The following is a 16,079-nucleotide window of genomic DNA, read 5'->3' on the forward strand; positions in this document are numbered from 1 at the left end:
TGCTTCAGTCTATTCTCGTTGCGAAAATGTTGCCATGCAGAATCTTTATCTTTTCTGGCGGTGTAACGCCTTTTGCTACATCCAGATAACATGCGGCACAAAATGCGCTCGACCCGACCGGTGTGTTATGTTGTGATCCTGCTTCAATAAACGGATAATCAGGGTATACTCCTGCGACTTTATCTGCTTTCGCTAGCCCAGGAAACGCGCCTGTTAGAGGATGTCGGTTACGCGCCATGACACAATATGCTTCCCCTATTCTGCACTCGTTGTTGGATACCGATGCCTATAAACTGCATATGCAGCAGGCCGTGTTTCATCATTACCAGGGCGTGCAGGTCGCCGCTGAATTCCGCTGCCGCGGCGACGATCTGTTAGGTATTTATGCGCACGCTATTCGCGAACAGGTGGATGCGATGCAGCATCTGGCGCTGAGCGAAGAGGAATATACGTGGCTCGCGAAACTGCCGTTCTTTAAAGCGGATTATCTGGCCTGGCTGAAGAATTTCCGCTACGACCCGTCGCAGGTGGAAATCGTTAACGATAACGGCAAACTGGATATCCGTCTTTCCGGCCCGTGGCTGGAAGTGATTATGTGGGAAGTGCCGCTGCTGGCCGTGATCAGCGAGCTGGTTCACCGCTTCCGCACACCGGACGTGACTGTCGATAATGCCCTTGAGCATCTCGAAAGCAAGCTGGTGGATTTCAATACCGTCACCGCCGACCTGCCGCTCGATCGCTTTTATCTGATGGATTTTGGCACCCGCCGTCGATTTTCCCGCGAGGTTCAACAGGCCATTGTCGAGCGTCTCCAGCAGGAGCCCTGGTTTGTCGGCACCAGCAACTATGATTTAGCCCGCCGCCTGAATTTAACGCCGATGGGCACCCAGGCGCACGAGTGGTTCCAGGCGCATCAGCAAATCAGCCCGGTACTGGCCAACAGCCAGCGTGCCGCGCTACAGGCCTGGCTGGATGAATACCCTAATCAGCTCGGCATCGCGCTAACGGACTGCATTACCATGGACGCGTTTCTGCGCGACTTTGGCCCGGAATTCGCCACCCGCTATCAGGGGCTGCGCCACGATTCCGGCGATCCGGTTCAGTGGGGCGAAAAAGCCATCGCCCATTATGAAAAGCTGCATATCGACCCGTTGAGCAAAACGTTGGTATTTTCCGATAATCTCGATCTCAATAAAGCGATCGATCTGTATCGCCATTTTGCGTCGCGCGTGAAGCTCGGTTTCGGTATCGGCACCCGTCTGACCTGCGATATCCCCGGCGTGCAGCCGTTGAACATCGTGATTAAGCTGGTGGAGTGCAACGGCAAGCCGGTCGCCAAGCTCTCCGACAGCCCCGGTAAAACCATCTGCCACGATAAGGCCTTTGTACGCGCCCTGCGTAAAGCCTTTGATTTACCACAGGTCAAAAAAGCCAGCTAATCCCCGGTTCAGGGAGTTTTTCCGCTCCCTGAACGCCATCACTTTGTGTTTTCTTTATTTCCCGACACGAATTCTGCTTGTCTGCCAGCGCCCGCCAGGTAACATAGATAACCCTCCCCCGTTGGGTGGATAAGCGATTTTTTGTTATTGACTACTAACCAGAGAGATAATTATGAGCGTTGTGCCTGTAGCCGACGTACTCCAGGGCCGTGTCGCTGTTGACCAGGAAGTCACCGTGCGCGGATGGGTACGTACCCGTCGAGATTCAAAAGCTGGCATCTCCTTCCTCGCCGTCTATGACGGTTCCTGCTTTGATCCTATACAGGCTGTCATTAATCATTCTCTGCCCAATTACCATGATGACGTTCTGCGCCTGACAACCGGCTGCTCGGTCGTTGTGACCGGCACCGTGGTGGAATCCCCGGGCCAGGGTCAAAGCTTTGAGCTGCAGGCGACCCACGTTGAAGTGACCGGCTGGGTTGAAGATCCGGACACCTATCCAATGGCCGCCAAACGCCACAGCATCGAATACCTGCGTGAAGTGGCGCACCTGCGCCCGCGCACAAATATGATTGGCGCGGTGGCCCGCGTTCGCCACACCCTGGCGCAGGCGCTGCACCGCTATTTTGATGAGCAGGGCTTCTTCTGGGTATCTACGCCGCTGATCACCGCCTCCGACACCGAAGGCGCCGGCGAAATGTTCCGCGTCTCCACGCTGGACCTGGAAAACCTGCCGCGCAACGATCAGGGCAAAGTCGATTTTGACAAAGACTTCTTCGGTAAAGAAGCTTTCCTGACCGTTTCCGGCCAGCTCAACGGCGAAACTTACGCCTGCGCGCTGTCAAAAATCTATACCTTCGGCCCGACCTTCCGTGCGGAAAACTCCAACACCAGCCGCCACCTGGCCGAGTTCTGGATGCTGGAGCCGGAAGTGGCGTTCGCCACGCTGGATGATGTCGCTGCGCTGGCGGAAGGCATGCTCAAATATGTGTTTAAAGCGGTGCTTGATGAGCGTATGGACGACATGAAGTTCTTCGCCGAGCGTGTGGATAAAGATGCTATTGGCCGTCTGGAGCGTTTCATCTCCGCTGACTTCGCCCAGGTGGATTACACCGACGCGGTGAAAATCCTTGAAACCTGTGGTGAGAAGTTTGAGAACCCGGTTTACTGGGGTGTCGATCTGGCTTCTGAGCACGAGCGTTATTTAGCTGAAAAACATTTTAAAGCGCCGGTGGTTGTCAAAAACTATCCGAAAGACATTAAAGCGTTTTATATGCGCCAGAACGAAGACGGCAAAACCGTGGCGGCGATGGACGTGCTGGCGCCCGGCATCGGTGAAATCATCGGTGGCTCTCAGCGTGAAGAGCGCCTCGACGTACTTGATGTGCGTCTCGAAGAAATGGGCCTCAATAAAGAGGATTACTGGTGGTACCGCGATCTGCGTCGTTACGGCACCGTTCCACACTCAGGTTTTGGACTGGGTTTTGAGCGTTTAATCGCTTATGTGACCGGCGTTCAAAACGTGCGTGATGTGATCCCGTTCCCGCGCACGCCGCGCAACGCCAGTTTCTGATTTTCGAAAGCCGGGTTTTCCCGGCTTTTTTTTGCTTTCCTGCGTCAGTTTTTGTCTACAAATATTCAACATTTGTTTCAATCAACTCCCACCACTACCGGTGAAGTAACCAGGTATTAACTGGTAATAATTTTCACCAAAAAATATCCCTCATTTTCTTGCGCCTATAATTTTATCGCGACTTAGCATAGTTGCGCAGAAATTACACAGACATCCAGCCATCTGAACAGGCGCTTTTGTAAAGTGAGAATAATTGTCGTTAAGAGGCTTAAAACCTGTCTATGCGAATTAAATATAAGGTTTTCATATATATAGATTAGGAACGGTTTAATATTGTTCAGCGGCGTGATTTATTTTGATGTGGTTCACAAAGTTCCCAAAAATACACAATTGGTTACACATTATTGCTTTTGGTTACCGTGTTTGCATATTTGTAGCACTTTCACGGTAGCTAATCCTTAATATGAATGGAAAGATGCCTCCAGACACAGAAAGACACCAAACTCTCATCAATAGTTCCGTACAGAATTATTGACGGCAGTGGCAGGTGTTCAAAAAAAACCAATGAGGGTAATAAATAATGATGAAGCGCAATATTCTGGCAGTGGTTATCCCTGCTCTGCTGGTAGCTGGCGCAGCTAACGCTGCAGAAATCTATAACAAAAACAGCAACAAACTGGACCTGTACGGTAAAGCTGTTGGCCTGCACTATTTCTCCAAAGACAATGGTGATCACGCTTACGCGGGTAACGGCGACAAAACTTATGCGCGTCTGGGCTTCAAAGGCGAAACTCAGATCAACGACCAACTGACCGGTTACGGCCAGTGGGAATACAACTTCGCGGGTAACAACTCCGAAGGTGGCAGCGACGCGCAGAACGGTAACAAAACCCGTCTGGCATTCGCTGGTCTGAAATTCGGCGACGCAGGTTCTTTGGACTACGGTCGTAACTACGGTCTGGTTTACGATGCAGTTGGTATCACCGACGTTCTGCCAGAGTTTGGTGGTGACACTGCATCCAGCGACAACTTCTTTGTTGGTCGTACTGGTGGCCTGGCGACTTACCGTAACACCAACTTCTTCGGTCTGGTTGACGGCCTGAACTTCGGCGTACAGTACCTGGGTAAAAACGAGCGTACTGACATCACCCGTTCTAACGGTGACGGCTGGGCGACCTCTCTGAGCTATGAAATCGAAGGCTTCAGCGTTGTTGGTGGCTACGGTGCGGCAGATCGTACCAACGCACAACAGGCTGCTGCTCTGGCGAACGGCGGCAAAAAAGCTGAGCAGTGGGCGACTGGCGTGAAATACGATGCTAACAACATCTACCTGGCGGCTCTGTATGGCGAAACCCGCAACGCTACTGCGATTTCCAGCACTGCAGGCCTGTCTGGTTTTGCTAACAAAACTCAGGACTTCTCTGTTGTAGCACAGTACCAGTTCGACTTCGGTCTGCGTCCGTCCATCGCTTACTACAAATCTAAAGCGAAAGATGTTGAAGGCGTTGGTAGCGAAGAGTTCATCAACTACATCGAAGTTGGCGCAACTTACTACTTCAACAAAAACATGGCGACCTATGTTGATTACATCATCAACCAGATCGACAGCGACAATAAACTGGGTGTAGGCTCTGACAACACCGCTGCAGTTGGTATCGTTTACCAGTTCTAAGCAGCACGCACGTTTATTAAATGTTTTAGAAACAGGGCTTCGGCCCTGTTTTTTTATGCCCGAAAGAGAAAAACACCGGAATGACATAACGGTCAATCTTTTGCGGGCAAACGGTTGGCATTTGGTAAAACACCCGTTAACCTGATAGCGAATTTCCCTTCTGATATCACAATGGAACCTCGTCATGTTTGAGAACATTACTGCCGCCCCTGCCGACCCGATTCTTGGTCTGGCGGACCTGTTTCGCGCCGATGAACGTCCGACTAAAATCAACCTGGGTATTGGTGTTTATAAAGATGAAACCGGTAAAACCCCGGTTCTCACCAGCGTGAAAAAAGCCGAACAATATTTGCTGGAAAATGAAACCACCAAGAACTACCTGGGCATTGATGGTATTCCTGAATTTGGCCGCTGCACCCAGGAGCTGCTGTTCGGCAAAGGTAATTCGCTGATCGCTGACAAACGCGCCCGCACCGCACAGACGCCTGGCGGCACCGGCGCACTGCGCGTGGCGGCGGATTTCCTCGCTAAAAACACTGACGTAAAACGCGTCTGGGTTAGCAACCCAAGCTGGCCGAACCATAAGAGCGTATTTAATTCTGCCGGTCTGGAAGTGCGTGAATACGCCTATTACGACGCGCAGAACCACACCCTGGATTTCGATGGCCTGCTGAATAGCCTGGCGGATGCCCAGGCTGGCGACGTGGTGCTGTTCCACGGCTGCTGCCATAACCCTACCGGTATCGATCCGACCCTGGAACAGTGGCAACAGCTGGCGCAGCTGTCGCTGGATAAAGGCTGGCTGCCGCTGTTTGACTTCGCCTACCAGGGCTTTGCCCGTGGTCTGGAAGAGGACGCAGAAGGCCTGCGCGCGTTCGCGGCGCTGCATAAAGAGCTGATCGTCGCCAGCTCCTATTCCAAAAACTTTGGTCTGTATAACGAGCGCGTAGGCGCCTGTACGCTGGTCGCCAGCGATGCAGACAGCGTCGATCGTGCATTCAGCCAGATGAAGTCCTGCATCCGCGCTAACTACTCTAACCCGCCGGCGCATGGCGCCTCGGTAGTAGCCACTATTCTGAGCAATGACGCGCTGCGCACCATCTGGGAACAAGAGCTGACCGATATGCGTCAACGCATCCAGCGCATGCGTCTGCTGTTTGTGAACACCCTGCAGGAGAAAGGCGCGAACCGTGATTTCAGCTTTATCATTCAGCAGAACGGCATGTTCTCATTCAGCGGCCTGACCAAAGAGCAGGTGCTGCGCCTGCGTGAAGAGTTTGGCGTTTACGCCGTCGCCTCTGGCCGCGTTAACGTAGCGGGCATGACGCCGGATAACATGGCGCCGCTGTGTGAAGCGATTGTCGCCGTACTGTAATCCGCGATAAGAAACAACAAGGGCCGCATTCGCGGCCCTTTTTTATTACCAGACAGGCATCTCGTCCTGTAAGAAAGGATTATGCAACCGCTCGTTCCCGAGGGTAGACAGCGGGCCATGACCGGGAATAAAGGTCACGTCATCACCCAGCGGCAGCAGTTTGCTTTTGATGGAATCAATCAGCGTGGCGTGGTTACCACGCGGGAAATCGCTGCGCCCTACTCCGCCTTTAAAAATCACGTCGCCGGAAATTAACAGCCGCGCGAGCTCGTCAAAGAAAACGATATGACCAGGGGTATGGCCAGGGCAGTGCAGCACCTGAAGCGCAACGTTGCCTACAGTTACGCTGTCGCCTTCATTTAACCAGCGATCCGGCGTCAGCGGCTGGCACTCTTCCAGCCCAAACATCTGGCTCTGCGCCGGTAATCCCTGCAACCAGAACTCATCTTCTTTTTCAGGCCCGATAATCGGTACGCCATAGTGCGCCGCCAGCTCCGCCGCCGCGCCAACATGATCGAGATGCCCGTGGGTCAGCAGGATAGACTGGATCGTCACACCCTGTGCCGCCACGGCCTGTTGAATACGCGGCGCGTCGCCGCCCGGGTCAACAATGGCCGCCTGACGCGTCTCTTCACACCAGATTAATGAGCAGTTCTGTGAGAACGCCGTGACCGGAATAATTTGGTAATTCATACCGCTCCTTTTATCCGGCAGTGACCGGATTCGTTCTACCAGTGCCTGAGAGGACCGGTATCAATATGCACAAAGTTACTACGCGGGTAGTATCCTACACCACCTGCCCGCAGAGACAACGCGGCTTTGCGAATATTGCTCAGAGAGATGCCTTCGATGTGAAAATCCATGGCCTGGCCTTTGGTGTGATAGCTCTGTTTGGCTACACCACGGCTTCTGGCGCGCAGTTCGTTATTGGTATCGAGAGAGCGATAGCCGGAAATAAGCTGAACCGGCTTGCGGGTTCCCAATAACCCTTGCAGACGGTAGAGCTGATCGAACAGTTTCGGATCGATGCTTTTGATTTTGTTAGCGCGATAATCCCGGAAGAAATGGTTCAATTTTGCTAATTCATCCTGAATATAGCCTTTGCCATCGAAAAACTCCGCTTTGATGCTCTCTCCGGTATTGAGATTGTTCAGCGTAAGAATACGAGGACGGGGCGTGGAAAGCGTAGCAAACGCAGGCACAGGCAAGATGGCGGCGCCGAGCGTCACGCCACCAAGCGCCAGCAGTTTGCGGCGGTTAGCGTCAAATTTATCCATGATGTTCAGGTCTACAGTCAGTGTTGTGATTATATGCACTTCTGGCGCACGCAAGGCACCTTAACCGCCAAACTGCAACACGTCAAGGCTCTCAAAGCCAGTAAAAACGGGCCTTACAGCGAAGCAGGCCCGTTTATTTACCCGGTACTTTGACAGCTTATTTGTTAGATATTCTGTAGTTACCTGATTAATTGTTCAGCTTTTGGCAAGATTTGCGCGCCCGATCGCGCTGGGGAATCATAATTGTAAATATCCGATCTGAATTGCGGTTTGCCATCCGCCCCGACAAACGCCGTCATATAGTAAAGATTAACCGGAATGGTTTGGGGAATATTCACGTAACGGGTATCGCCTTCCTTGAGCGCATCGGAAATGCGCGTATCGTTCCATCCCGCATCCTGCAACAGCATATTCGCCAGTTCCGAGGCTTTATTGACGCGCACGCAGCCGGAACTGAGCGCCCGCGCATCTTTCTGGAACAGATTGTGGTTCGGCGTGTCATGCAGATAAATGGCATCCGAGCTGGGCATATTGAACTTATAGCGGCCCAGTGAGTTATGCGCGCCCGGCGCCTGCTGGAAGCGGAACGGTAGATTTGACGGCGTAATCGTAGCCCAGTCGACGTTCCATGGATCAATCACCTCAGCTTTACCGCTCCAGCCACGCAGCACCGTATAGTTATGACGCTCCAGATAGCCCGGGTCGTTCCACACCTTCGGCAGAATATCCTTGCGCGCCAGGGTCGGCGGTACGTTCCAGGGTGGGTTCACTACCACGTTATTCAGCGCGCTACTCATCAGCGGCGTCTTACGATCGGGGCGGCCAACAATAACGCGGGAATCCAGAACCTGATTGCCGTTCTGGTAATAGACCAGCGAATAGGCCGGAATATTGACCATAATGCCGGTGGTCAGCTTTTGGGGCAGCAGGCGCAGGCGTTGAATATTTAACGCCACCACGGCGGCGCGTTGATCGGGCGACATATTCAATAAGTCGCGGGTGGACTGGCCAATCACGCCATCCGCACCAAGACCCTGCGCGGCCTGGAAGCGCTTCACGCCTTCCACCAGCGTTTTGTCATAGACGCCGCGCGCCGCGGTTTTTTTCTGTGTCGGCGCGGATTCGGTTGCCGCTGCAGAAGGGCTTACCACGGCGTTTTTAGACGGGGGATCCCCTGGCAGTACGATGTTAGGGGCGTTATCCAGCATACCGTGACGCTGGAGAATTTCGCGAAGCGCGCCGACGTCGTTACTCCACTGCCCTGGCCGCAGTGAGGCGGTGGACGCCAATTGCGGCCATGGACGCGAATCGGCCACCAGACTCAATAAATATTGATGCATCACCTGATACTGCGGATGCTGCGGCGCAAGGCTTTGCACAAAAGTAATCAGCGAGCCGCTATCCAGCGCTACTTGCCACTGGTTTACCACCGACAGCGGCGCGATTTCGGCTTTATAGGGCTTATCACTGTACAGCCAGCGATTGCCTTTCAGCGGAATGCCGGAGAGGTAATAAAGGTAACCCATCATGGCGTCTGACAGCACCACATCACGCGCCATGCCGGTCACATCCGGATTCGTCAGCAGTTCGACCCAGGTGGTGAATTGCGGCTGAAAACCGGCGATCGCCACTTCGGCCAGTTGCTGCTGGAACGCCTGCACCGCTTCGCGATTTTCCCACATCGGTTTTACATCGCGGGCGGTATACAGCGCGGCCAGCGCATCCATATAAACGGGCGTGTATCCCTGCGGAAGCTGGGATTGAAGCGTGCTTCGCGTTTGGGCGATACGCTCGCCGTCAATCTGCGGCCCGATGCCGGCCATCAGCGCCGTGGCGGGAGATTGCGCCTGCGGGAGCAGCATTGAGCCTGGCTGATCGATAACCGCCGCCGAACCATCGGAAGGCACCAGATCGGGCTCTTCGGCGAAGGCATTGGTCAACGGCGCTAAACTGAGCGCCAGACACAAATGCATCGCGGACCACCGATAACGTTGAGCTTTTATAAGCAACATCCCTTGCCTCCTTATCATTTTTACATCATTCCCGTAAGCCCGGCTTCAGGATTACCTTCAGTATATAAAGAGAAAAAACCATTTGCCTCGCCAAATGTAAAGAAGTTTAAAGAAAAGAAAGTCTGAAAAAAAAGCAGGCAGACCGCGCATCTCCGTGCTAAGCGGCTCGGTAAATGATTGCGCAACGCGAAGCCGGAAAAAGGGCTCGCATTGCGTTACAGAATTGCACGCCCGGACATCGACTGTCCGGGCGTGTCACTGGCGCGATCGGGATCAGGAGGCGTCAGCCGTGCCAGGCAGCGCCTCGGTTTGCGCAGCCGCAAAACCACGCAGCCCCACCACGTGCACGTGTTCGTGGTTGTGTACCACTTTACGCACCAGTTTATAGGTGGTGCCTTTTTCCGGGCTGATGTTTTCCGGTGCGGCGATGATTAACTGCATCTCCAGACGGTCGCACAGCTCGAACAGCGTGGCGATAGAGCGGGCATCCAGACGCGCCGCCTCATCAAGGAACAGCAGACGGCACGGCGAAATATCTTTGCCGCGCAGACGTCGCGCTTCATCTTCCCAGCTCTGCACCACCATCACCAGAATCGACATGCCGGTACCGATGGCTTCCCCGGTCGACAACGCGCCGCTCTCGGCACGCAGCCAGCCGTCGGAGCCGCGGTTGACCTCCACTTCCATCTCGAGATAGTTACGGTAATCCAGCAATTCTTCCCCGATGGTTTGCGGGGTACGCTGGCCCATGTCGATCTGCGGATTGAGGCGCTGGTACAGTTTCGCCAGCGCTTCCGAGAAGGTCAGACGATTACTGTTAAACAGATCCTGATGCTGCTCATGCTGCTCTGACAACACATCCAGCAGCATTGCGTGGGTTTCACGCACATTGACGTTCAGGCGCACGCTGTTGACCTGACCAAACGACACGCTTTGCAGCCCCTGGTTGAGCATCCGGATACGGTTCTGCTCGCGCTGAATAGTCTTGCGGATAATGTTCGCCACGCTGCGGGAGCTGATCGCCAGCTTCTGCTCGCGTGAGGTCAGCTCTTCCGTCAGACGGCCCAGCTCGATCTCCATCTGCTCGATGGCCTCGACCGGGTCGTCGGTGCGGATGATATCCTGGCGGATACGCTCGCGCAGATGCTGGTAAACCGCCACGAAGAACTGGATTTTACGTTCTGGACGCTTCGGATCTTCCGACCCACGCAGCACATCGCGCAGGTGTTCGTTATCCGCCACCGCCAGACGCAGCGCGCCCAACGCTTTATCCGACATAGAACGCAGTTCATCGGCGGAGAGATAGGCCAGCTCGCGGCGGTGCAGACGGCGCTCGACGCCATTGTCTTTCACCATACGCATCACCGCGCACCAGCCCGCTTTGGCGCTCACCACCTGCTCGCGCATTTCGTGGTAATCGCGCTCCAGGCGGCGCAGTTTGCGGGTCAGGTTATCCATTTCCGCTTCGCAGAAGGTCAGCTGTTTTTCCAGCTGGCTGCGGCGCGAACGGTTATTGCTGAGCTGGGTATGCAGTTCATCACGGCGCTGGCGCGCCCGCTCTTCCGCACCCGCATCGGCGCGCACGCCGATATCTTTCAGTTCTTTGTTGAGATCGTTAAGCAGCTCTTTCTTGGTATCGTAAGAGCTTTTCAGCGACGCCAGCACCTGATGATACTGGCTGACCTGCGCCGCATGGGTGCGCAACGCTTCACGCGCCCGGGTACGCTCGATCTCCGCCTGCTCAAGACGCTGGCGCAGCTTTTCGTTCAGATCGCTGTTGCCGCTGAGCATTTCGGCGGAGTCGGAGTAGCTGAAGTGCGCGCGGCGCGATACCACTTCCGTCAGGGCAAACGCCTGCTGGCGCGCATCGCGCTGCTGCTGCTGCGCATAGGCGTAATCTTCTTTTAACTGGTCGTATTGTTCCGGATCGCTTTGCAGCACCGATGCCATCGGCTCCAGCTTCGCCAGTTGGTTGCCAAACTGGTTGATGAAATGCGCCGCTTCCTGGGCTTCGTCCAGCCGCTCGCGGATTTCGTCCACGCGATCGGATAATGTCTCATCTTCCAGCAGCGCCAGGCGCGGCAGCAGGCGGTTAAGCTGGGCTACGCCCTCTTTCGCCTGGTCAAACTGGGCGCGCTGCTGCTGGTTGTCGTTTTCATGGGTGCTTAACGCCCGCTCAAGTTCGTTGCGGCGGGTATTGAGCTGGCGGATTTCCGCTTCCGGGTCAGATTCGAACGCTACCGCCAGGTGGCTGCCGATAAAGCGGCTAAACGCCTGGTGTAAGCGCTGGGTTTTCTGCACGTCAAACGACAGGGTAGCGAAACGCTCGGACAGCGTTTCACGCTCCTGATGCAGGCTTTCGATGCGGCTTTCACGCGCCGCGCGGCCAAACAGCGGCAGCGACGGGAAACGCGAGTAGCGCCACTGGCGATCGGCGATTTTCACCACCACCGCTTTTTCCAGCTCTTCAGTGGCGAACACGCTGTCGTCGAAGGACTGCGGGTCCCCTTCAATCAGATACAGATCTTCCGGGGTATCTTCCAGCCCTTCCAGCTGCTCGCGCACCAGCGACAGATCCGGCACCACGATAGCGTGGCGCGACGGACCGTACAGCGCCGAGAAGTACGGGGCGTCTTCGAGACTGACGTCGTCATAAATTTCCGACAGCAGCACGCCGCCGAAACGCTCGGCAAGGGCGTTGAGACGCGCGTCTTCCGCGCCGCCCGGCTGGCTGAGACGTTCAATTTCTTCATCGACCGCCCGCTTACGCGCGCCGACTTCATCACGTTCAACCACCGCCTCGCGCTCGCGCTCCAGCAACTGTTGCAGATATTCGGTCACCTGCTGGCTGGATTCAAAGCTTTCACCGCACTGTTCGATGATCTGGTTAAGGCTGTTTTGCGCCGCCAGCCAGATGGGCGCGCGCTGGGTCAGGATTTTGATACGGCTTTGCAGCTGCTCCAGCTCCTGGCGCAGCGTCATGCGCTGTTCCCCGGCCTGGGCCACCGTGTCAGACAGCGCGGCGATGCGCTCTTCCAGCTCCTGATGCAGCGCTTCAAGCTGCTCCGCTGAGTAACGTTTACCCTGGCGCTTGCAGAAGTCAGCCAGCAGGCGCTCGGCATCCTGCTGCTCGCGCAGACGCTGTTCCAGTTCAGTCAAACGGGAACGCAGCGGGGTGACCTGCGCGGCGAGGTGGCGCTGGGTCGAGGCGTCGCGCAACAGGTCGCGCGCCACGTCCCAGGCTTCATCACGCGCCACCGGGCCGTTAATCGCGCAAACCAGCTGGAACGCCTGTTCAAACTGGCTGTGCGCCGCCTGGGCGACGCTCATTTTTTGTTCAAGATTGAGCAAGCGGCCAGTGGCCTCTTCCTCTTTCGCCTGGAAAGTTTCCAGCCACTCTTCGGCAGATTGCGCAGAAAGATCCGGCAAATGGCACAGTTCGCGGGCGCGCTCCAGCGCCGTGAGCGCCTGCTGATACTGGATCGCGCGGGTCTGCTGAACGTCAAGCGCCTGTTGGTAGTCCGCCAGCTGGTTTTTTAGCTCGTCCACTTCCAGCTCGGCGGCTTCGGCGCGGGCTTCGTTCTCTTCCTGCTGTTCCGCAGCCTCGGCCACGACTTCATTTTGCTCTTCCAGCCGCACCTGCAATTCTTCTAAATCGGCGTCATAGCGCTCGATTTTTTCCTGCTGGCGCAGCGCGGTTTGCACCAGGTTCAGGTGATCGCTGGCGGCCTGATAATCGGTCTCCAGATCGCCTTCCGCTCCGGCATGTTCGGCAAGCTCCCGGGCCATATCCACATGCTTGTATTGCTCGGCTGCCAGTTGCTGGCGGCTGGTGAACAGATCGCGACGGTATTCAATGGCTGTGTCGAGGTGAATACGGCGCTCGTTGGCATGGCGCATATAATCCGCCGCCACGTAGTCGGTGGCTTCGGAAATCAGGTGTTTGAACAGATCGCGGTCCGACTGGGTAACGCGAATCGCTTCCAGCGTCATGCGGTTTTCACGCAGCGCCGCTTCCATATCCTGGAACGCTTTACGCACGCCGCTGTTTTCCGGCAGCAGGTAATCGCGCAGGGAGCGGGTGATGGCGCTGGAAATCCCGCCGTACAGCGAGGCTTCAATCAGACGGTAATATTTGCTGCGGTCGGAGGCGGAGCGCAGACGACGCGCCACAATCCCCAGATCAAACATCAGGGAGTGGTAATCGGTAATCGAGTTAAAGGCCTTGAACTGCACCCCTTCGATTTGCTCGATTTTGTCTTTCAGTTCCTGAAGGGTTAATACCCGCGCCTGGCGCTCGTTCAGGGTTTCGGTAAGCAGTTGGGTCGGCTGGATAGATGTCGGCAGCCCCTGGATCGCGAAAGGTTTGATATCCACTTTGCGATCGCGACCGGCGATCTGTTGTAAACGCACCCCAACTACGACGCGCTGATGGCGCGAGTTCACCACGTCCAGCACCGAATAGCAGACGCCTGCTTTCAGTTTACCGTGCAGGCCTTTGTCGCGCGAGCCGCTGGTGGCGCCCGCTTCAGTGGTGTTACGGAAGTGCAGCAGCGTCAAATCCGGGATCAGCGCCGTGACGAAGGCCGCCATGGTCGTGGATTTCCCTGCCCCGTTGCCCCCGGACAGCGTGGTGACCAGCTCGTCCAGATCAAAGGTGCGGGCAAAAAAGCCGTTCCAGTTAACCAGCGTTAGCGAGCGAAATTTACCGCGTTCAATCATTGTCTTCCTCCGCATTATCCGGTTGCGCGTCTTCAGGCTCATCATTGAGTTGCAGGTGGTTTTCCACCGGCATCGCTTCGCCGTCACGGATCATGCGCAGCTGCGCTTCGCGAGCGTCATCGCCGGCGCGCACATCGGCACCAAAGCGGAAAACCGACTCCGTGATGCGGAATTTGCTGCTGTCATGCCCCATAAACCACACCATGCCTAAGCGGCGCAGGCGGTTTAACGAGGAACGCACTTTTTCCTGAAGTTTCTGTTTATCAAGATCCGAACCGGTGGAACGGTTGTTGACCAGTTTGAGCAGCTTGCTTTCGTCCGCCAGGGTCAGCAGTTCGTCATACAGTTCCTGCTGGGTAAAAATACCTTCGTTCGCCAGGCGCTCCGGGCTGAGATACAGGTAGCAGAGGATTTTGCCTACCATCATGTCCAGCTCGGACAACACCGAACGCGGGATCAGCGTGGTTGAGCGCGGGCGCAGGTAGAAAAACCCTTCCGGCGCGCGGATCAACTCGACGTTATAGCGGGTGTAAAACTCTTCCAGCTCGGGCTGGAAGTCCATCAAAAAGGCGTGGTTATCCAGTTCATCAAGCCCGATGTGGCGTCCTGAGCGCAACTGGCTATCCAGCGCCGGGAATAGCGGATTCGCCAGCGCCTGGGCCAGTTTAACCGGCATGAATTTTTCAATATTTGTCAATGACATGTGCCTGTACCTTGGCTCCGTAATCATTAATGGGCTGCCATTTTGCCGGCAACCCAGTGAAATCTGCTTCAGCAATACCGAGGCGCACGGCCTGGTCAACCACGATCCTTGCCACGTCGAAATGTCGGGCGCGCGGATATTGCGCGAGATACTCACGCATCACCAGCCCCAGGTCTAGTGGTTGTTGTCTGTTTTTGAAGCCTGCCAGTTGCCCTTCGATCAGCGCCGCCAGCTGTTCGCGGATCTCGTTAAACTCTTCATATTCCAGATCCGCCGGCAGCTCGCCGGTGACTTCTTCATCACGCAGCGTCATCTCTTCATCACGCATATCCAGCAGGCGATCGGCGTTGGCATAGGTTAATGCCCAGGGCGCGTCGAAATAGCTCTGCACCGACTGGCGCAGGCGCTGGGCGAAGACGCGGTTTTTATCCATATCAATCGCGGTACGGATGAATTTATGCACGTGGCGGTCATAGCCGATCCACAGGTCAATGGCCTGCTGTCCCCAACTGATAATACGGTCCAGCTTGCTTTGCAGGTCGATCACCAGCCGGTCGATAAAGTGCAGATCGTGTTTATCGAGGATCGCGTCCTGGATCAGCAGCAAATTGGCCTGGAGCTTGTCGCCCGCCGCTTCGAGGGTGTCCTGCAATTCACGCAGCGTACCGGAGGTTTCTGACAGCAGCAGTTCGCAGCTGGAAATGGCGGCGCGCCAGTCTTTGTTGAGTAGCTGCGCGATATCGTCTTTCACCAGTTGCTGCTGTTCGTCCATGATGCGCTGGGTCAGATCGATGCTGTCGAAAATCTCTGCCACCGAATATTTCAGCGGCGCGTAGACGTTGCGATGCCAGTGGAATTCGTCTCCGCCTTCGCTGGCGGCATCGGCGGCGCGTTTCAGTTCGCCCGCCACGATGGAAAGCTGCATCGAGAGACGCAGCGTGGAAAACTCCCGCTGGCGGATGTAATAGTCGGTAATGCCAATGCCCAACGGCGTTAAGCGATAGATAGCATTCCCTTCATTGATCTCGCTGGTAAAGCGGTTGAGCAGGCGCTGACGCACCATATCGTTGATGGCGTTGTTGGCGCGCTGGGTTACCGTTTCGTGGGTCTGCTCAAACGCCTCGCTGACGTGACGAAACGCATCCACCAGTTCGCCTTCGCTCATTTCACCGTCCATGCGCTCGCCGTTTAGCGTGGCGATAGCCAGCAAAAAAGCCAGCCTGTCTACCGGAAGCTGGATGGAAAAATCATTTTTCCTGGCCCAGGCAACCAGTTCGGGGACTGTCTGGGAAAAATCACTCATAGT

Annotated in this window: 10 protein-coding genes; 4 read left to right on the forward strand and 6 right to left on the reverse strand. The window is 55.5% G+C overall.

The features are described 5' to 3' along the window. Positions 1 to 236: 236 nt before the first annotated feature. The 4 genes from pncB (at position 237) to aspC (ending at position 6,059) form a co-directional block, all read left to right on the forward strand. Entirely contained in the window at positions 237 to 1,439 is a 1,203-nt protein-coding gene (gene pncB / locus FHW74_RS03020; RefSeq protein WP_183169084.1) for a nicotinate phosphoribosyltransferase, read from the forward strand. A gap of 172 nt (positions 1,440 to 1,611) precedes the next feature. Beyond that, a complete protein-coding gene (asnS, locus tag FHW74_RS03025; RefSeq protein WP_183169085.1) occupies positions 1,612 to 3,012 on the forward strand; it encodes an asparagine--tRNA ligase in 1,401 nt (466 codons plus the stop codon). 580 nt (positions 3,013 to 3,592) lie between these two features. After that, entirely contained in the window at positions 3,593 to 4,684 is a 1,092-nt protein-coding gene (ompF, locus tag FHW74_RS03030; RefSeq protein WP_304488609.1) for a porin OmpF, read from the forward strand. A gap of 184 nt (positions 4,685 to 4,868) precedes the next feature. After that, positions 4,869 to 6,059, forward strand: coding sequence for an aspartate transaminase (gene aspC, locus FHW74_RS03035; protein WP_183169086.1), 1,191 nt, complete (start codon positions 4,869 to 4,871; stop codon positions 6,057 to 6,059). 45 nt (positions 6,060 to 6,104) lie between these two features. On the opposite strand, the gene FHW74_RS03040 is transcribed toward aspC, so the two are convergent. The 6 genes from FHW74_RS03040 to mukF form a co-directional block, all read right to left on the reverse strand. Further along, positions 6,105 to 6,752 (reverse strand): MBL fold metallo-hydrolase, encoded by a 648-nt coding sequence (locus FHW74_RS03040; protein WP_183169087.1) that lies wholly within the window; start codon positions 6,750 to 6,752, stop codon positions 6,105 to 6,107. A 35-nt stretch (positions 6,753 to 6,787) separates the two neighbouring features. Beyond that, positions 6,788 to 7,336, reverse strand: coding sequence for a YcbK family protein (locus FHW74_RS03045; RefSeq protein ID WP_183169088.1), 549 nt, complete (start codon positions 7,334 to 7,336; stop codon positions 6,788 to 6,790). A 179-nt stretch (positions 7,337 to 7,515) separates the two neighbouring features. Then, a complete protein-coding gene (ldtD, locus tag FHW74_RS03050) occupies positions 7,516 to 9,348 on the reverse strand; it encodes a L,D-transpeptidase (RefSeq protein WP_183169089.1) in 1,833 nt (610 codons plus the stop codon). A gap of 273 nt (positions 9,349 to 9,621) precedes the next feature. Then, the gene (gene mukB / locus FHW74_RS03055) at positions 9,622 to 14,070 is read right to left on the reverse strand and encodes a chromosome partition protein MukB (RefSeq protein WP_183169090.1); all 4,449 of its coding nucleotides are present in this window, start codon (positions 14,068 to 14,070) and stop codon (positions 9,622 to 9,624) included. Further along, entirely contained in the window at positions 14,063 to 14,773 is a 711-nt protein-coding gene (mukE, locus tag FHW74_RS03060) for a chromosome partition protein MukE (RefSeq protein WP_144130523.1), read from the reverse strand. Before mukE ends, mukB begins: the two co-directional genes overlap by 8 nt. Continuing rightward, positions 14,754 to 16,076 carry a chromosome partition protein MukF gene (gene mukF / locus FHW74_RS03065; protein ID WP_183169091.1) on the reverse strand — a complete coding sequence of 441 codons (1,323 nt, stop codon included), beginning with the start codon at positions 16,074 to 16,076 and terminating at the stop codon, positions 14,754 to 14,756. Before mukF ends, mukE begins: the two co-directional genes overlap by 20 nt. Positions 16,077 to 16,079: the final 3 nt, after the last annotated feature.

Origin of the sequence: Atlantibacter sp. RC6, from assembly GCF_014193285.1 — a bacterium.
Lineage (GTDB): Bacteria > Pseudomonadota > Gammaproteobacteria > Enterobacterales > Enterobacteriaceae > Atlantibacter.